The 17,148-nt window shown below is 40.7% G+C and carries 16 protein-coding genes and 1 tRNA gene; 6 read left to right on the plus strand and 11 right to left on the minus strand.

The genetic code is table 11. The features are described from left to right. Window positions 1–12: 12 nt before the first annotated feature. Window positions 13–103, minus strand: a tRNA-Ser gene (locus CWB85_RS09295). A 211-nt stretch (window positions 104–314) separates the two neighbouring features. Continuing rightward, window positions 315–455 carry a hypothetical protein gene (locus CWB85_RS22485; protein WP_016709951.1) on the minus strand — a complete coding sequence of 47 codons (141 nt, stop codon included), beginning with the start codon at window positions 453–455 and terminating at the stop codon, window positions 315–317. A gap of 323 nt (window positions 456–778) precedes the next feature. Between CWB85_RS22485 and CWB85_RS09300 the strand changes: the two genes are divergently transcribed. Then, the gene (locus CWB85_RS09300; RefSeq protein ID WP_244390041.1) at window positions 779–1,648 is read left to right on the plus strand and encodes a diacylglycerol/lipid kinase family protein; all 870 of its coding nucleotides are present in this window, start codon (window positions 779–781) and stop codon (window positions 1,646–1,648) included. A gap of 59 nt (window positions 1,649–1,707) precedes the next feature. On the opposite strand, the gene CWB85_RS09305 is transcribed toward CWB85_RS09300, so the two are convergent. Continuing rightward, on the minus strand, window positions 1,708–2,637 hold the full coding sequence (locus CWB85_RS09305) for a DMT family transporter (protein ID WP_016709952.1): 930 nt from the start codon (window positions 2,635–2,637) through the stop codon (window positions 1,708–1,710). A gap of 128 nt (window positions 2,638–2,765) precedes the next feature. Between CWB85_RS09305 and CWB85_RS09310 the strand changes: the two genes are divergently transcribed. Beyond that, complete coding sequence (locus CWB85_RS09310) at window positions 2,766–4,208, plus strand: aminotransferase-like domain-containing protein (RefSeq protein WP_016709953.1); 1,443 nt, start codon at window positions 2,766–2,768, stop codon at window positions 4,206–4,208. Between the two features lie 69 nt (window positions 4,209–4,277). Here the strand turns inward: CWB85_RS09310 and CWB85_RS09315 are convergent, their stop codons facing one another. Then, window positions 4,278–5,075, minus strand: coding sequence for a YggN family protein (locus tag CWB85_RS09315; protein ID WP_138554705.1), 798 nt, complete (start codon window positions 5,073–5,075; stop codon window positions 4,278–4,280). 408 nt (window positions 5,076–5,483) lie between these two features. Here CWB85_RS09315 and CWB85_RS09320 point away from each other — a divergent pair, with 408 nt between their 5' ends. Next, window positions 5,484–5,672, plus strand: a complete 189-nt coding sequence (locus CWB85_RS09320) for a PA3496 family putative envelope integrity protein (RefSeq protein WP_029216238.1) — start codon at window positions 5,484–5,486, stop codon at window positions 5,670–5,672. A 49-nt stretch (window positions 5,673–5,721) separates the two neighbouring features. Here CWB85_RS09320 and CWB85_RS09325 read toward each other — a convergent pair whose 3' ends face one another. Together CWB85_RS09325 and CWB85_RS09330 are read right to left on the minus strand one after the other, a co-directional pair. Next, the gene (locus tag CWB85_RS09325) at window positions 5,722–6,213 is read right to left on the minus strand and encodes a glutathione peroxidase (protein WP_138554706.1); all 492 of its coding nucleotides are present in this window, start codon (window positions 6,211–6,213) and stop codon (window positions 5,722–5,724) included. Between the two features lie 67 nt (window positions 6,214–6,280). Next, a complete protein-coding gene (locus CWB85_RS09330) occupies window positions 6,281–7,150 on the minus strand; it encodes a LysR family transcriptional regulator (RefSeq protein WP_138554707.1) in 870 nt (289 codons plus the stop codon). A 167-nt stretch (window positions 7,151–7,317) separates the two neighbouring features. Here CWB85_RS09330 and CWB85_RS09335 point away from each other — a divergent pair, with 167 nt between their 5' ends. After that, on the plus strand, window positions 7,318–8,472 hold the full coding sequence (locus tag CWB85_RS09335) for an iron-containing alcohol dehydrogenase (RefSeq protein WP_138554708.1): 1,155 nt from the start codon (window positions 7,318–7,320) through the stop codon (window positions 8,470–8,472). Window positions 8,473–8,507: 35 nt separating this feature from the next. On the opposite strand, the gene CWB85_RS09340 is transcribed toward CWB85_RS09335, so the two are convergent. The 3 genes from CWB85_RS09340 to CWB85_RS09350 all read right to left on the minus strand — a co-directional run bounded on the left by CWB85_RS09340 (window position 8,508) and on the right by CWB85_RS09350 (window position 10,432). Next, window positions 8,508–8,807 (minus strand): AzlD domain-containing protein, encoded by a 300-nt coding sequence (locus tag CWB85_RS09340; RefSeq protein ID WP_016709959.1) that lies wholly within the window; start codon window positions 8,805–8,807, stop codon window positions 8,508–8,510. Beyond that, entirely contained in the window at window positions 8,804–9,466 is a 663-nt protein-coding gene (locus tag CWB85_RS09345; RefSeq protein ID WP_050901604.1) for an AzlC family ABC transporter permease, read from the minus strand. Before CWB85_RS09345 ends, CWB85_RS09340 begins: the two co-directional genes overlap by 4 nt. A gap of 114 nt (window positions 9,467–9,580) precedes the next feature. Then, on the minus strand, window positions 9,581–10,432 hold the full coding sequence (locus CWB85_RS09350) for an AraC family transcriptional regulator (protein ID WP_138554709.1): 852 nt from the start codon (window positions 10,430–10,432) through the stop codon (window positions 9,581–9,583). 197 nt (window positions 10,433–10,629) lie between these two features. Between CWB85_RS09350 and CWB85_RS09355 the strand changes: the two genes are divergently transcribed. Further along, complete coding sequence (locus tag CWB85_RS09355) at window positions 10,630–11,286, plus strand: cytochrome b/b6 domain-containing protein (protein WP_138554737.1); 657 nt, start codon at window positions 10,630–10,632, stop codon at window positions 11,284–11,286. A 69-nt stretch (window positions 11,287–11,355) separates the two neighbouring features. On the opposite strand, the gene CWB85_RS09360 is transcribed toward CWB85_RS09355, so the two are convergent. Then, window positions 11,356–11,808 (minus strand): c-type cytochrome, encoded by a 453-nt coding sequence (locus tag CWB85_RS09360; protein ID WP_016709963.1) that lies wholly within the window; start codon window positions 11,806–11,808, stop codon window positions 11,356–11,358. A gap of 121 nt (window positions 11,809–11,929) precedes the next feature. Then, window positions 11,930–12,400 carry a DUF2721 domain-containing protein gene (locus CWB85_RS09365; RefSeq protein ID WP_016709964.1) on the minus strand — a complete coding sequence of 157 codons (471 nt, stop codon included), beginning with the start codon at window positions 12,398–12,400 and terminating at the stop codon, window positions 11,930–11,932. A gap of 247 nt (window positions 12,401–12,647) precedes the next feature. Here CWB85_RS09365 and CWB85_RS09370 point away from each other — a divergent pair, with 247 nt between their 5' ends. Further along, on the plus strand, window positions 12,648–17,042 hold the full coding sequence (locus CWB85_RS09370) for a S8 family serine peptidase (RefSeq protein ID WP_138554710.1): 4,395 nt from the start codon (window positions 12,648–12,650) through the stop codon (window positions 17,040–17,042). The last annotated feature ends 106 nt before the right edge of the window (window positions 17,043–17,148 follow it).

Here is a 17,148-nt window from a genome sequence, read left to right on the forward strand (position 1 = left end):
ATAACGTAATAATGGTGGAGAGATAGGGATTTGAACCCTAGAGGGGCTATAAACCCCTGCCGGTTTTCAAGACCGGTGCATTCGACCACTCTGCCATCTCTCCGTTGGGAAAGAATAATACGCAGGTGATTGGGGTGTGTAAATAGGAAAAAGATCGTTTGCTGTTTTTTTGTTCTAAAAAGTGGTTTTTTTTATGAAAAAGGGATTTTTAAGGAGCTTAAAGAAGAGGTTGCAGCAAACGAGGGAGCTAAATAAGTGGTTTCATTTAGTGGTTGGGTGTTTGCTGCACCGCTAAAGTAATCATGGTTGGGTGATTACTTGTATTGAACTGCGCCGCCAAGAGCGAGCTTTTTGCCGAAACGGTTAAGTTTAGCAAGCATTTTCGCTTTGCGATTGGTTGGTTTTACGGCAACATGAGTAGCTGCATTTTCGTTTAATGTATTTACTGGGTTCATTACTTTGCTCCGGGTTATGTCTGTTTTGACAACACGGCTATTTTGACTCTAAATTGCACAAAAATAAAACGATAAAAACTAGGGTGGTCGGATAAAAATAACTAATGTGAATTGCTTTTATTAACTTGCGGTTAAGTTTGGTTTTTCCAATTTTTTTGCATGGCTATGAATAGTTAAAATGTATTAACTCTTTAAATATAGTCGCTTTAAGTTTTTAATGTCACTTTTTATGCATTACAAGATACAAAAAGTGATTAAATATTCAGATTAATTTATTTTTTGAAAAGGTCTGTTGTCATGTTTTTAAAATGGCTGGTATCCAGATGCTCATAATTATTAAACCAAGTACGCAAAAAAAACATAAAAAAAATTGTGCTTGGTTGCTAAAGCAATGCCAAAAACGGCAAATTAGTTACACTCTTGTTTACACAACAGGGGATTTTACAGATGACTGCAAAAAAATAACGATGTTGGCTCAATCACAAAAGCGCGTTGTTGTGCTCGGTGGTGACGGTAGCCTGCATTTGGCTGTAAATGCATTAATGGGATTAAACTGTACATTGGCATTATTACCGCAAGGAACGGGTAATGATTTTGCCCGTGGCTTTGGTTGTACAATCTCAGCTTGGCGTACTGCTATTTTTAGTGATTTCTCAGAAAAAATAGATATTGGACAAATAAATAGTCGTTACTTTATTAATATTGCAGGGATTGGTTTTGATGCCCATGTAGTACAGGCATTGCAAAGCAAACCAGCATTATCTGCATTAGGTTATAGTTTTGCTGGTTTTAAACATTTATTGGGCTATCAGGCTAAATGGCTAGCAGGGCGCTTGGCTGGGCAACCAGTTAAGTATCATAATTTGATTACTGTATTTGCTAACCACCATTATTTTGGAGGGGGGCTGCGGATAGCGCCTAAAGCAGAATTAAATAATGGTTATTTAGAGTGCTACGGTATGCCTGCACGGGGTTTAGTTGGTAATTTATATAGTTTTATCCGTTTATTGCTACGTAATCACCACGCTATGTCAGGGCTTAATTATCAGCGATTAACCACAGCATATATCCAAACCCCTGATTTACCAATAGAGGCAGATGGTGAGCTGGCCGGTGTCTCGCCAGCTAAAGTAACAATTCATCCACAAGCACTACGCTTTTGCATACCCAAGAGCAGCGTTACACAAGTTTAAGGTTGTAAAAAAGCGCCTAACAAGTAGGCGCTTTGGCGTTAGTTGCGTATATACGCATTCTAACTGGGGATGGAGCTTTTTTGCAGCAATGAACGCGTTGCAAAAAATGCTTTAATTCTTTTTGTGGGGGTCAGTACAATGGCGTTACCTACTAATACCAAGCTAAAGCCTATAAACGTATTGGCCTGCCAAATAAAACCTTCAAACAGTGTGCTTAAAATCACTGCAACTAACGGAAACAGCACAATGACATAACTGGCGCGCTCTGGGCCGATGTTTTTCAATAGTGCAAAGTAACAAGCAAAAGCTATTACGGTGCCAAGTACAGCTAAATAAACTAATGAATACCAGTAACTCGCAGGTGCAGAGAAGCTCAAACTAGCATCGGTTATAAATACATAACATAACAACCCAATCGCACTGTAGAGCATGCCCCAAGCATTGCCTTGCATAACGCCAATTTGCTGTTGAGAGTTACGAACACTCACCATATTACCTAATGAGGCCACAAACGTACCGGCTAAAGCAAGTAGTAAACCGACCAACGCCCCATTACTTAAGTCGAACTGCTGTAATTGTGGCCAAAACAAGCTGACGATGCCAACAACACCAATTAATGCACCGCTGTAAATTCGTTTTGCAATCGGCTTACCAAAGAATAAGCGAGTATTTACGATATTCATAAGTAATAACATTGAAAATGCGATTGACGCCATGGCAGACGTTAAATAATTTTGCGCCCAGTACAGTACTAAGTAGTTTAGACCAAAATTACACAGTGCCAATAATATGAAAAAGCCATGGTCGCGACGGCTATAATTCATTGGTAACTTTTTAACACTTACCCAAACCCACATTAATATGGCCGCTAAACTAAAACGATAAAATAGTGATACTTCTACGGCTATGTCGCCAAGTTGAAATTCGATTGCAAGCCACGTCGAGCCCCAAATCAAAACAGTGATAATATAAAGCGCGATGCTTTTCATGGCCGATCCTAGTATGTCGATTAAGTGTTTATTTTAATACGCCTCTGTATACTTAACATATACAGAAAACTAGAAATGCAACCTATACAGATTTTGACTGTTGATAGGACTGTTTTAAGAGGTTTCAGATGTCGTTAGTTGTCAGTAAAAGTAATCATGACTTTTTATACTTGCAAGTTATGCAGTTGATCCGTGAATTATCAGAGAAGGGAACTTTACTGCCCGGTGAAAAGCTACCTTCACTGCGTAAAATGGCCGATAAACTTAAAGTAAGTATTCCGACGGTTAAACTGGCTTATCAATCACTTGAAGCACAAGGTCTGGTAGAAGCACGTGAAAAATCAGGCTACTTTTTAAAGTCATCGACTACGCCATTAGCACGGCCTAAGCGAGTCAAACTCAGTCGTGAGCCAGTTGCAGTGAATATGCAAGTGTTGATAGAGCAAGTTTATGATGCTATCCATCAAGCAGATGTGGTGCCATTTGGCATTGCTAATCCGGTGGCGGCGGCACCCACCGATAAAATGCTTAGCCGGACAATGCGCCGAGTTATGTCTATTGCTGGTAGCCGAGCCATTAATTATGGCGCAATTGATGGTTTTGCCCCGCTGAAAAAGCAACTGATCCATCGTTATTTAGATTTTGGGATTGGTGTTGACCCGCAAGAGTTGGTGATCACTAATGGTGCGCAAGAGGCGTTAGCAATCGCTCTTAAATGTGTGACTAAAGCGGGTGATGTGATCGCCATTGAGTCGCCTTGCTATTTCGGCATTATTGAACTGATCGAAAGTTTAGGGTTGAAAGCACTTGAGATCCCATTATGCCCTGATGATGGGATCTGGCTTGATGATCTGAGTCAGGCTTTACAGGATCATGATATTAAAGCGTGTGTTTTCTCTACCTCGATTAATAATCCTGTTGGCAGCTTTATGCCAGATAATAAGCGTAAAGATCTGGTCGCATTATTAGAGTCTCATAATGTGGTATTGATTGAAGATGATGTTTACGGTGACTTACACTTTACTGCACAACGTGGCACACCTGCGCAAACCTATTCAACCAAAGGCTTGGTGCTCACTTGTGCATCGTTTTCAAAAACGGCAGCACCGAGCTATCGCGTTGGTTGGTTGATTGCTGGTAAGTTTGCTGCCCAAGCTCGGCGCTATAAACGTGCATTGAGTTGTTCGACTTCGTTGATCAATCAGTGGACGTTATATGAGTTTGTGCAAAGCGGTGAATACGAGCGTAATCTTAAGCTACTGAAACAGCGTTTACGAAATAACAAAGAGCGGATGATCTGGTGTTTACAACAAGCGTTTCCGAGTACTGCGCGGATCAGCGATCCGCAAGGTGGTTGTGTGATTTGGGTTGAGCTAGGTAGCGGTTATGATAGCGTTAAACTGTTTCAGCTTGCGCTTGAAAATGGCATTAGTATTACTCCAGGCTACATTTTTTCTGCCACCAATAAATACCGTAATTGCATTAGGTTAAGTTATGGTTTGCCGTGGACTGAAAAACTTGAGCAAGCCATAAAAACACTGGGTGAACTTATTCATTTAGCGAAAAAATAAAAAAGCAGCACCTTAAAAAGAGTGCTGCTAAAGGGATATCAAATTTTTGTCGTTAACTAAAGACTCTGCTTAGTTATTTTTTTTATAGCTGAACAGTTGATAATCTTTTAATTCTGGTACTAGTTTCACCAGTTGTTGCTCTTGCTCTGCAATGGTAGAAAAGTTACCACACAGTGCGTCAGCGCGTTTTTCTAATTGATTCGCTTGTTGCTCAACCTTGGCTTCGATTTCTGCGCCCATGTTCTCCATACGTTGTTCAAAGGCTTGCATGTCCCCGCCGGAGCCCATTAGTTCTGAACCTACCGCCATTAAAATACTGCCCATTGATTGCATCATGGCTGATTGCACAGCTGTTTCTATTTGCTCATCAAACTGGCTTTCAAAGTTTTCACCAAACTGCTGAAAACTCTGCTGTCCCATCACAAATGTACCTTGTTGATAAAAGGTATTCTCAACTTCCACTTTAATATCAGCCATTAGCTCATTAATGCTATCCAGGCTATCAATATTAAATGCATTAGCCACTTCTTCAATGGCAACACCAGCAATTTTAACACCATCAAGGGCAATGTTTGCGACTTCAGGTAATTGGCTGCGTAGGCTATTTGAATACGTCGTAATTGCTTGGCGTTGTTGATTGTTAAGTGCCACTGTTTGGCCATTTATTTTTAGATCGCCTTGCTCGGCAAAACTCATCGTGTTGTTGTCTGCGGTAAAGATTTCTAGCTCATTTGGCTTTATACGCACGTCATTTTTAAATTCGACGTCGCAAGAATCGCCACTGAAAGAAATATTAGTCTCATTATCAGTATGCGCTACTGCCCCTGTGGCAATAAAAAAAGAGCCGATTAATAGTAATTTTTTCATTTTAATATCCTGCAAATTTGTTGATTTTAACGAGTGCGTATTTTTCGTATTTAAAACTTATCAAGTTTGATGCCAATAATTTTTAACATTATAAAACAATGTATTAGTTGTTTTTTTTATATTTTTAATCGTATGAGTAGATAATAATAAAACTACTTTTTAGTCATTTTGACTAACTTTGTTGTATTAATAAAATGTGTTTATCGTTTCGATAAAAAACTCTCACTTTCCAGAATTAAAATTTAGCGCTATTTATTCACAATATTGACATGACACCATTTTAAGATTGGGTTGTGGCTTTATTTTGGTGCACTTTCGACGTATGAAATTGTGCTGAACATTTTTAATTTCACCAATGACAGTGATAAAAAATCCTTAATTGGTCTCAAACACTTTATGGAGTGGGTTGTGGGTAAGACATTTAGTTACGATGCGCTAGATGACGATTTTGTTGAAGACGAGTACGAAATGGTCGGGCGTAATCAACACGACAAGAATAAGCAAAAGGTTAAGAAAAAGTTGGAAGACTACCTTGAGCAAAAACGCTTGCGTAAAAACTTGGGCGAAGATGACTTGGATGAGTACTTAAACGACTAAGTGATAATTTAGATAAAGAGGCAGATTGCCTCTTTATTGCTTTTAGTGTTTACGTATTACTGCTTTTAAGGGCTTTAATAATAGCACCTTCGATTTGCTGCGGCTTAGTAAATGGTGCAAAGCGTTTAATTGCCTCGCCATTTCGGCCTATTAAAAACTTAGTAAAATTCCACTTTATTTTACGTGTTAAAAACCCAGGCAAAGCCGATTTTAAGTGCCTAAACACCGGATGAGCGTGTTCACCGTTGACATCTACCTTGCTCATCATCACAAAGTCTACACCGTAATTAATTAAGCACCCTTGCTCAATATCTGTGGCACTGCCTGGTTCTTGCTTGCCAAACTGATTACATGGAAAGCCAATAATGACTAAGCCTTGCTGATGATATTTTTCATGCAGCGCTTGTAAGCCAGCATATTGTGGGGTGAAGCCACATTGACTAGCGGTGTTAACCACAAGCACAACTTTGTTTTTAAAGTCATTAAACTCAATAGATTGCCCTTGCAGGCTGGTGGCGCTAAGCTGATAAAAGTCGTTCATATTGGAGGTTTTTTATTTTTGTTTGTTAAAGTTTATCCTGTGTAGCGACAGACTTAAAGTTTAAATTTTAGTCATTAGAAAAACTAGTTAATAAGTATTCAATTAGTAATCGAACACGGTAGGGCATTAAATCCTTGCGAGGGTACACCAGCCAAGATGCATTATCGGTCACTTGATATTCATCAAGTAAAGTTACCAGCTGACCTTGTTGCACATAGGGCTGAACAATATCACTGGCTAAGTGAGCAATACCTAAGCCAGCTAAAGTCGCGCTGAGTAATGCTCTTGGGTGATTACTACGCCAATTACCATTTATTTTTACTTCTTTTATTTCACCAGCAAAACTAAATCGCCAACGCTTACCCATAGCAACTAAGCAATTATGATCTATTAGTTGTAATGGTGTGGTGGGTGATGTGTAGTGTGCTAAGTATTCAGGGCTGGCAACCAAAGTCATTATGCGTGGGCTAAGTGGTCGTGCTATTAAGTTTGAGTCTTGCATACGACCAAAGCGAATAGCGAGATCAAAGCCTTCTTCAACTAAATCGACATTGCGATTGTTAAAGTCCATATCCACTTCCACCTCAGGGTAGCGTTTTACAAACTCAACTATTTTCGGTGCAACATGGCAGGCAACGAATTCACCCGCACCAGAAATTCGAATTAGCCCTTTAGGTTTGCGTTGCTCACCTTGTAATTGATTATTAGCGTCAATTAATTCTTGTTTAATGGCTTTGAGTTTAACGGCATATTCACGGCCAGCATCCGTGAGGCTTATTTTTCGCGTAGTGCGTTGAAACAGTAGTGAACCTAGGCGGTTTTCAAGCTGCTGTACTTGGCGGCTAATATGGGATGTAGATACTTCCATAGCTTTTGCCGCTTGAGTAAAGCTGCCATGTTCAACTACATGTAAAAATTCATCAAGGCCTTGCCACATTTTTAGTTCTCAAAATTTAAGTAATAGTAGTTTATAGCATCTATTGTTGCAGCTGTGCAAAAGTGATTCTCTGATCTTAGTCTTTTAATAAATGATTTAACCCCTACAATTACATGGTCAGCAAATTTTAGCTCATACGAATGAGCACTCTAAGCAATGGAGCAAGCATGTTAAATTTTAGCTTTGCAAACCCCACCAAAATTCATTTTGGTGAACAGCAAATCGCAGCAATTAAAAGTGAGATCCCTGCCAACGCGACAGTATTGGTTACGTATGGCGGCGGCAGTATTAAAAGTAATGGTATTTATGATCAAGTCGCAGATGCCTTGAGTGAACATACTTGGTTTGAATTTTCGGGTATTGAACCAAATCCAAGCTATCAAACATGTATGAAGGCTGTGGCTTTGGTAAAAGAAAAGCATGTAGATTTTATTCTTGCCGTGGGTGGGGGGTCGGTTATTGATGGTAGTAAGTTTATTGCCGCTGCGGCAAACTACGATGGTGAGCCGTGGGATATTTTAGCCAAAGGTGGTGAAGTTAAATCAGCCATTGCATTGGGTGTGGTATTAACCTTACCTGCCACGGGGTCTGAATCAAACTCTTTCAGTGTGGTTTCTAATCTTGATAGCCACGATAAACTGCCATTTTCAAGCCCTTCAGTGCAACCGAAATTTGCTGTGCTTGACCCTGCAGTGACCTACTCATTACCAAAGCGCCAAGTTGCTAATGGTATTGTAGATGCGTTTGTACATACTATGGAGCAGTACTTAACTTATGACGTAGGCGCTAAACTACAAGATCGTTTCGCCGAAGGCATTTTAATGACCTTAATAGAAGAAGGTCCTAAAGCATTCAGTGAGCCAGATAATTACCAAGTACGTGCAAATATTATGTGGTCAGCCACTATGGCGTTAAATGGCTTAATTGGTGCGGGTGTACCGCAAGATTGGTCTACACATATGTTAGGACATGAAATGACGGCGGTTTACGGCCTTGATCATGCTCAAACATTAGCCATTGTTTTACCACGCATGATGGCTGAGCAAAAAGAGGCTAAGCGCGGTAAAATTTTGCAATATGCAGAGCGTGTTTTAGGGTTGGATATCACTGATGAAGATGCAGCTATTGAGCAAGCAATTGCTGCTACTGAAGCGTTTTTCCACAGTGTTAATATGCCAACACGTTTAAGTGATTATGAATTGGGTGAAGAAGTGGCTGACAAAATTATTGAGCAACTTGAGCGCCACGGGATGACGGCATTGGGTGAGCGCGAGCAAGTCACTTTAGATAAAAGTCGCGCTATTTTACTCGCTAGCGTTTAATACTGCTAATAGCGCATTAGCACGCTACTAATGCGCTAATTTAATATTAAAAACAAACCCATACCAACCAAGGTCGTGTAATAAATATTGTGTGTTTTATATGCGACAATAATGGCTGCGATTGCTGCGCTAAGATAAGGGTTTTGCCAATCTAAATTTATCCCATCATCTGTTACAAATACAATTGGCACCCAAATAGCGGTTAACACAGCTGGGGCGCTAAAACTTAAAAACTGCTGCATTTTCGGGCCGACTTTAAAAGGCAAAGCGCGGTGCAAAAATAAGTAGCGAGTAAAAAAGGTAATGCAGGCCATGAGTAAAATAGTGGTCATCATAGGTTATGCTCCGCTTGAGTATTCACACGGCTGATAGCATAGCCTACAGTCATTGCTGTTAATGCTGCGACTACCAACCATAATTCGAATCCGTGGCTTTTAAGTAGTGTTGCCACCACGCCTGCGGTGATCACTGTTGCTAATGTGGCAAGGTTTTTAATCCCTGGGATCACTAGTGCGATAAAGGTTGCCGCTATAGCAAAGTCTAACCCTAAATTAGTTAGATCAGGTAGTAAGCTACCAGCAATAATGCCTATAAAGGTCCATAGGTTCCATGCAATGTAAAAGCTAAATCCAGCACTTAATGCATACACTAACCGTGTTTTTGTGCGGTACGCTTTACGATGATGTGAAAATGCAAATAACTCGTCGGTCAGTACAAAGCTTACAGGTAGGCGCCAGCGCATGGGTTGATCGATTACTTTATGGCGCACGGCTAAGCCATATAAGAAATGCCGTGAGCTAATAATTAAAGTGGTAAATAAAATGGTCAGTAATGGTGTGTTGCCTGCTATTAGTTCAATGGCAACGAGCTGCGCCGAGCCTGCGAATACCAGTAATGACATCGCTTGGGTTTCAACAGCAGTAAAGCCATTCTGGATTGCCAAAGAGCCACATAATATCCCCCACGGGATCACCGCTAAACACAGCGGTAGCATATCTAAGAACCCTTTTAATAACGCCTTTCTCACTGTTTTCCCCTTTATTACTTTAAGCTGATTTAGTCTTGCTGCTTGTTAATGTTGAACTGGTTTTAGATTGTAATAATAACGTTAGTTGATGTTTGCAGGTGCACTTTTGTTAGGACTAAAGAGATTACGATACTGACCCGGTGTTACGCCAAGCCGAGATTTAAAGTGATGATGTAAGTGGCTTTGATCATGAAAGCCACATTCGCTTGCCGTTTGGCTAACGTTTAAACCATGTTTTAATAATGTTTTTGCCTGCAGAATACGGCGTTGTATTTGATACGCGTGAGGGGTTAAACCATATTGTTTTTTATATTGGCGAATAAAATGAAATGGACTCATATGGCTAAGTGCAGCTAGTCGCTCTAGGCTAATTTCTTCACAACAAAAAGCATCAAGGTATTGTTGCGCATGTGCAAGATTTGCTTTGGCTTTTAGTTGTTTTAATTGTCGACAGTCTTGTTTAAACGACAGCATTAACTGAGTCATCACACTATAAAATAAGCTTTCTGTGTGCAGTTGGTTATTACCATTGCTGGTTAAGCCGTTTAATAATTGGTTTAACTGACGGGTTAAAGCTTGATTGTTATAAACTGCGCTATCAAAATACGGCGCGCCACAGCGAATACCGTTTAGCTCTTGAGAGAGTGCAGAAAATTGCTCTGGGCGAGGGTACATGGCACGATACGCCCAACCCGATTCAGTGGCTGTTTGGCCGTTATGAATTTGATCTGCATTGACTAAAATAATGCTATTTTTCGGTGCTATATGGTTACTGCCGCTACGATAAAATTTTTGCGCCCCACAATCAATCAAGCCAATGGTATAGCCTTCATGACTATGACGAGAAAAATTTTGACGCGTAAAGCTTGCCTGTAAAGCCTCTAACCCTCCTAATTTTTCATGGTAAAAAAAAGTTGATTGTTCATCTTTCATTCGCACCACTTTTGTTATTTTACATTAATTAAGATTGAGTATATCTAAACTGATATACAAAGCTTGTAAAAAATTGCTCGTTGTTGGCCGCATAATAAACCGCGGTTCGACGAGTTCAATAGGAGTATAAAGTTGTCTGTGGCATTATTACGTAAGAGACGCATTTAAGGGGAATAATTTCGATGGATCAGCAAGTTTTGCAGAAAATTAAAGTATGGGACGGGTTTATCCGCAGTTTTCATTGGTTATTAGTGATTGCTATCGCAACACTCTATTTTAGTGCTGAAGAAGGCATGATGGAATTGCACTTTGTCGCTGGGTATTTCACATTAGCCTTGCTGTTAACTCGGCTTATTTGGGGAGTAGTTGGTAGCCAAACGGCTAAATTGAGCGCTCTACTTCATTCACCTATTGCTGCACTAAAATCATTTAAGCAAACAGATAATAAACCTGGGCACGGTGCTGCGGGCAGTTATATGGTGTTAGCATTTTTTGCTTTATTGCTAACGCAACTGGTTAGTGGTTTGATGACCACTGACGATATTTTAACTGATGGCCCGTTGGTCCAATATGTTTCAAGCCAAGTGATTGAGTGGGCAGGCTGGGTGCATCATAAAAACTTTGATCTATTATTCTACGCGATTATTTTGCACGTAGCCGCGATTATTATTTACCGTATCAAAGGTAAAAAGTTAGTAAAAGCGATGGTTTCGGGATATGCAGAGCAAAGTGTTACTAATAGCGATGCAAAGTTAACTAAGTCGCCATGGCTGGCGGTTGTTATTTTTGTGCTGTTATTGGCAGGTTTAATGATGACGTGGGGCGCAGAGCCTCTCAGTTACTTGTTTAGTTAAAGTAAAAGTAAAAGCATATCAAAAACGGCGCTAGTTAAGCGCCGTTTTAGTGTAAAAATCTGCTAGAGATTAATCTTTAAATGAAGAGTGGCAGTCTTTACAGCCTTTAGCCCATGGGCCAAATGCTTTGGCGATTATTTTTTTATCGCCCGTTTGTGCTGCAACAGCAAGCTCATCAGCGTATTGCTGGAAAGCAGTTGCTTTTTTCATAAAGGTTTCGTTATCACTCCAAATAGCAGGGAGCGCTGATGTTTCACCTTTATCTGAATCTGCTACAAATGCTTCCCATGGCATTTTTGATAATGCGGCAGCGTTATTTGCACGGTGTTTAAAGCGCTCTGCATCAAAAGGCACTTTGCCTTTTAACATGTCGCCCATATCACCAATTTGTACACGGATCATTGAAAACGCAGCTTGGCGATATTCAATTGCATCCGATGGTTTTTCAAATGCTGAGTTTGCTGTCGCGCTTAGCGCGAGTGTAGAAAGTGCCGCACCTAAAAATATTTGCTTTAACTTCATTCCTTTTGCCCCTTGTTAGTAATTCATTGCTTGAATAGCTGCTGTTGTATCTCAGCAGGGTCGATTATTCAAGTTTATTGCGGTTAAACTGAACTGCTATTGAATTTAATCACTCAAATCTTTAGTCATTGATATCAATATCGGCAAAGATCATCCCGCGGCGCATACTGCGAGTTGCTAAGAATACTTCTCCAAGTAGCGACATAAAGGCACAAATAAGCAATGCCATCGCGCCTACGAAGCAAATGCCAATAGTAACCCCTAAATTCACAGATTGAATATGCGATAAAAACAGCAGCATAACCACAGCACACACAAGCACTGCACTTAATACACTTAAACTAAAAGCAATATGAATACAGCGAGAGCGTTTTAACAATGCTCGAAGTTCAGTGGTCAGGGACGAATTAAATTCTTCATCCGTGCTGACTTTTAATTTTCGCTCAAGCTGTCTGGCTCGATCAGTGATGCGCGCTAAACGATTGGATAAGACCCCAAGCGTAGCAGCAATACCAGTGATTAAAAAAACCGGCGCAACGGCAGTTTGGATCACTTTTGCCATTGTTAATATATTTATTACATCAGAGTTCATTGTTTCTCTTTTAGGTTAAAGGTGCGTATTGGTTACGTTTATTTACAATGGTTTACATTTTATGGTTTTTAAATTTAATGTTTTTTTACAATGGTTTATAGCTTTTTTTTAGAGTTTCCGCTCGACTTTGTAATTAATATGTAATCGAGTTGTTGTTATTTTTGGTTGTGAAGCCCTATATTAGTTCGGCACTATTTTAGGATCACTAAGTAAGTACAATAATATATAACATATCCCAGGGGAAACTATGTCTAATAATTTAATAAAAAGAACAGCAGTTGCAACTGCTGTCACCAGTGTTTTAATTACTTCATTTGCGAGTGCAAGCTCATTAGCAACTTCTGTCAACTTAAAAAATTATAGCTCAGAGATTACTAAAATCGAGCAGGCAGATGTAAAAGAACAACAACCTTCTGCTCATATGATTGTATTACGGGCGACAACAGCAGCAGATCTTATGGCGCAAGGCACTTATCAGGCTGGTGATAGTCGCGCAACAATTGCACAAATTGAACAAGTGCAAAGTGAAGTGACTCTTGAATTAAGTAGCTTAGATTTTGCTACAAAAATTATTGGTCAAACTAAAGTACTTGCGCCAACATTGATTGTGCAAGCAAGTCCAGCTGCATTAGAAAAAATTGCTAATGACCATCGCGTTGCCAAAGTTCTACCTATGTATGATTATGAGTTACATGTAGCTGCATCGGCCGACTATTTAAAAGCCTCACCGCTGGTTGCTAATGGCACTGTCACCGGTAAAGGTCAAACAGTGGCTGTACTTGATACTGGTATTGACTATACGCACAAAATTTTTGGTGGTGCAGGTACTGTTGAAGCGTATGACGCAGCGCAAGCAGATCCAACATCCGTGGCTTGGCCACAAGGCATCGTACACGGGGGTTATGATTATATCCGTGATGACGCAGATCCTATTGAACACGATCCTGAAGTTGTAATACCTGATGTTGATGAGCCAACAAGTCACGGTACGTCAGTTTCCCACTCTGTTACCGGTATTGCTCCTGAGGTTGAATTATATGTGTATTCAGTGTGTGGTGGTGGTTGTCCAAGTGCGGCACAAGCATCTGCATTAGAAGCGGCAATGGATCCTAATGGTGATGGTGATATCTCTGATCGTGTTGATGTTATTAACATGTCTTTAGGCGGTGAATTTGGGGGGACTTACATAGATGGTGGTGCTCAATACTTAATTCAAAAAGCCGTTGATTTAGGAGTTAATGTTGTTATCTCAGCAGGTAATGACGGTGATAATCCTTTTCGAGTGGGTGGCCCAAGTACGACACCAAACGCATTATCAGTGGGGGCGATGACACATCCAACGTTAGATGTAGGTGTTGCATCAGGTACAGTACTAGGTGAAGAAGTTGTTTTTCAGCCTTCTGGTTTTGGTCCACAAACTGCGTTTGCAATGACAGATACAGATGCTGAACTTGTCTATCCTGCAGAAAATCAAAATGGCTGTGTCGAATTCTCACCAGAGACTGACTTTTCCGGTAAAGCCGTGCTTATAGATCGTGGCGCGTGTAACTTCACTGCAAAAGTGTTGCATGCGCAGCAGCGCGGTGCGTCGTTTGTATTTATTGCAAATAATGTCGATGATGGCACGCCTGCATCAATGGGCGGATTTGACGCAGCGGTTACCATCCCAAATATTGGGATCACTTTTGCGACCGGTACAGCGATGAAAGCTGAACTTGAAGCTGCAAATAAGGTGGCTTATAACGTTGTAGTTGAACGCAAAGTGACATCAGGTGCAGTGGCAACATTCTCTTCACGTGGACCATCAATGGATGGTTTGTTAAAGCCGGAAATTACCGCTCCAGGTACGAGTATTATGGTGGCTGCAACGGGCACGCAAGATCAATTAGCTCCGGCATCAGGAACGTCTTTCTCTGGTCCTATTACTGCGGGCGCTGTAGCCTTAGTACGCGAAGCGCATCCAGATCGCAATGCTTTTGAAATTAAAGCGACGCTAATGAATACCGCAGATCTCAATGTGACTAATAAGCCACTAAGCACCAATCCAGATTCTGAACTTGCACCGATTAGTATGATTGGTGCGGGTTTAGTTAATGTTGAAAAAGCGGTTAACTTACCGGTAGCGGCATGGGTGGATAATACTGAGTTTAATACTAAGCAAGCAGCATTATCGTTTGGCTTAGAGAACTTGAAAGAGGTTACGGGTTTCACTAAAACAGTGACAGTGAAAAACTTCTCGACAGCAGCAAAAACTTATAAGCTTCGTACTGAAGCACGCTATCAAAATGATGAAGAGACAGGTGCAATTAGCTGGGATATTCCAGCTAGTGTGACAATACCTGCAGGTCAGACGACAGAGTTTGATGTAACGCTAAGTGTTGATCCTAGTAAATTACCTGCGTGGAAACTTGAGAACCCAATTGATGGTGAAGCCGTTGCAGCACGTAGTGCAGCTTTGACATTGGTTGAATTTGACGGTGCCTTGGTGTTTGATGATGTGGATGACAGTGAATCAGACTACGCGCTGCATGTTGTTTATCATGCATTACCAAAAGCTGCATCTGAATTAAGTCTTGCTCCAGAGGTTGTGGGTAATGAAATGCAGCTTGTTGTTGAAAATACTGGTGCTACCACCGTTTCAACAATGACAGAAAACATTGTGGCCATTGGCACTGAAAAATCAGCACCAGAAGCGCCATTTAATATTCTAGCTACAACATTTAATGCCATTGCATTAGAAGGGTGTGAATCAGGCGTATTGGTCACAGCATCGATTCAATTACGTGATGAAATCACGCATGTATTCCAAGCGGGTTATCGTTTGGATATCGACATCAATAATGATGGTGCTTACGATTACTTATTACAAAATTATAATGATCGCGGTCGTACGACGCCTACTCCAGGACGCTCACGCACTGTTATTGGCACTATTGATGAAGCTGGTGTTGAAACGCTTCGCTATTTAATGCCGTTATATCAATCAGCTGGCGAAGATACCATTACCTTCTCTGCATGTAGTGAGAGACTAGGGCTAACTCAAGACAATTTAGGTGATCCGTTAAATATTAAAGCCTCTGTAGGTTATGCGTCTTACTCCAGCGGTGTGTATTTTGAAACAGATAGCCTAGTTGGTGCGACTACTTTTAGTACTTCAGCACCAGTGAGCCTCACTTCGCTGGATGGCAGCGATACTGAAGTGTATCAACTCGCTCCAGGTGAAAAAGCAATCGTTAATGCGACAACACCTTTCGCTTTTACATCTGTATCTTTACAAGATGTAGTGAAGCTTGTGACAGCTGAAGATTTAGCACTACCAGAGACACAAGCGCCTAAGCTTGCAAATGCATCATTTGATGTCGCTGAAGATGCTGAAAATGGTCATCGAGTAGGCACTTTACAGGTTGTTGAATCAGATAGAGATTTAGAGATTTCTGAGTTTTACGTACAGTCTCAAACTCATCAAGGTTTTAGTGTTGATAAGACAGGGCAAATTCTTGTATCGAACAGCTCACTTCTTGATTTTGAATCAGGTCAACAAACGGCAGAGTTGGTTATCGTAGCAATTGATACTTTAGGTAATACTTCAGAGCCTGCTTTAGTCACTATCAACATCACTAATGTTGCAGATGAAGCGAATGAAGTCACTCCAATTGTTAATCCTGGGCAAGTATTTTCTGTAGCAGAAAATACGCCTGTTGCGACTGCATTTGCGCAACTGGCATTCAGCGATCCAGATAACAGTTCAATCACTATGTTTACTGTAACGGGCAGTGATGCAATCACTATTGATAACACTGGTATGCTAACCGTTGCACAACCACTTAATTTTGAAGAGCAAAGTACAGTGGTATTAATGGTTGTAGCGATTGATGAAGACGGTAATCAGTCAGTATCTGAATCTGTGACAATTAACGTGCTGAATGTTGCCGATGAAGGCGCCGAAGTGACACCAGTGATTGAAGCTGGCCAAACCTTCAAAGTGCAAGAGAATGCAGAAGCAGGCACTGTCATTGGTCAATTGCGCGCTATTGACCCTGATACAGAAGTAACGCCAATTGAAAGTTACACTGTGGAAGGTCATGACGGTATTACCATTGATGAGCTTGGTCAAATCACGGTTACTGGTGAAATTGATTTTGATGCAACACCAGAAATCAAATTAATGGTTAGCGCAACAGATAGTGCTGGTAATCAATCTACAGCTGTTGAAGTGATTATTACAGTAACTGAAGATGCCTTGGAAAACACGCCAGTGATTGCTGAAAATCAGCGTTTTAGTGTTGATGAAAATGCCGCGCTTGGTACAGTGATTGGTACGCTTAACTTCAGTGATCCAGATGCCGATGTTAGCCCAGTTACTAAGTTTTTAGTATCTGGTACAGACTTGGTAACAGTCAATGCTGCAGGTGAAATAGTTGTTGCAGGTAGTATTGATTATGAATATGAGCGTAACTTTACTTTCAGTGTTATTGCAGTAGATACAGCAGGAAATAGCTCGGAAGCTGTCGCTGTTGAAATCCGTGTGAAAAACATTGTGAGCAATGATGATGATGACAATGATGGTGATAGTGGTTCACTAGCTTGGTTATCATTACTAGTTGCGCCATTTGCGTTTATGCGTCGTCGTAAACAAAAATAATAGTATAACTAGAAAATAGTGATAGTTAGTAAAGGGAGCTTCGGCTCCCTTTTTACATCCCTTTACAAACGCCTATAGGTAACGGCTAAGAAACTAGATATATTAT

It is taken from the genome of Pseudoalteromonas sp. S1727 (genome assembly GCF_005886375.1).
Lineage (GTDB): Bacteria > Pseudomonadota > Gammaproteobacteria > Enterobacterales > Alteromonadaceae > Pseudoalteromonas > Pseudoalteromonas haloplanktis.

Bases quoted from the DNA above. Each gene is read 5' to 3' on its own strand.
- CWB85_RS22485 (WP_016709951.1), bottom strand. From the start codon at position 455: ATGAACCCAGTAAATACATTAAACGAAAATGCAGCTACTCATGTTGCC.
- CWB85_RS09360 (WP_016709963.1), bottom strand. From the start codon at position 11,808: ATGAAGTTAAAGCAAATATTTTTAGGTGCGGCACTTTCTACACTCGCG.
- CWB85_RS09370 (WP_138554710.1), top strand. From the start codon at position 12,648: ATGTCTAATAATTTAATAAAAAGAACAGCAGTTGCAACTGCTGTCACC.
- CWB85_RS09335 (WP_138554708.1), top strand. From the start codon at position 7,318: ATGTTAAATTTTAGCTTTGCAAACCCCACCAAAATTCATTTTGGTGAA.
- CWB85_RS09350 (WP_138554709.1), bottom strand. From the start codon at position 10,432: ATGAAAGATGAACAATCAACTTTTTTTTACCATGAAAAATTAGGAGGG.
- CWB85_RS09345 (WP_050901604.1), bottom strand. From the start codon at position 9,466: ATGCTACCGCTGTGTTTAGCGGTGATCCCGTGGGGGATATTATGTGGC.
- CWB85_RS09340 (WP_016709959.1), bottom strand. From the start codon at position 8,807: ATGATGACCACTATTTTACTCATGGCCTGCATTACCTTTTTTACTCGC.
- CWB85_RS09365 (WP_016709964.1), bottom strand. From the start codon at position 12,400: ATGAACTCTGATGTAATAAATATATTAACAATGGCAAAAGTGATCCAA.
- CWB85_RS09310 (WP_016709953.1), top strand. From the start codon at position 2,766: ATGTCGTTAGTTGTCAGTAAAAGTAATCATGACTTTTTATACTTGCAA.
- CWB85_RS09305 (WP_016709952.1), bottom strand. From the start codon at position 2,637: ATGAAAAGCATCGCGCTTTATATTATCACTGTTTTGATTTGGGGCTCG.
- CWB85_RS09330 (WP_138554707.1), bottom strand. From the start codon at position 7,150: ATGTGGCAAGGCCTTGATGAATTTTTACATGTAGTTGAACATGGCAGC.
- CWB85_RS09300 (WP_244390041.1), top strand. From the start codon at position 779: ATGCTCATAATTATTAAACCAAGTACGCAAAAAAAACATAAAAAAAAT.
- CWB85_RS09315 (WP_138554705.1), bottom strand. From the start codon at position 5,075: ATGAAAAAATTACTATTAATCGGCTCTTTTTTTATTGCCACAGGGGCA.
- CWB85_RS09325 (WP_138554706.1), bottom strand. From the start codon at position 6,213: ATGAACGACTTTTATCAGCTTAGCGCCACCAGCCTGCAAGGGCAATCT.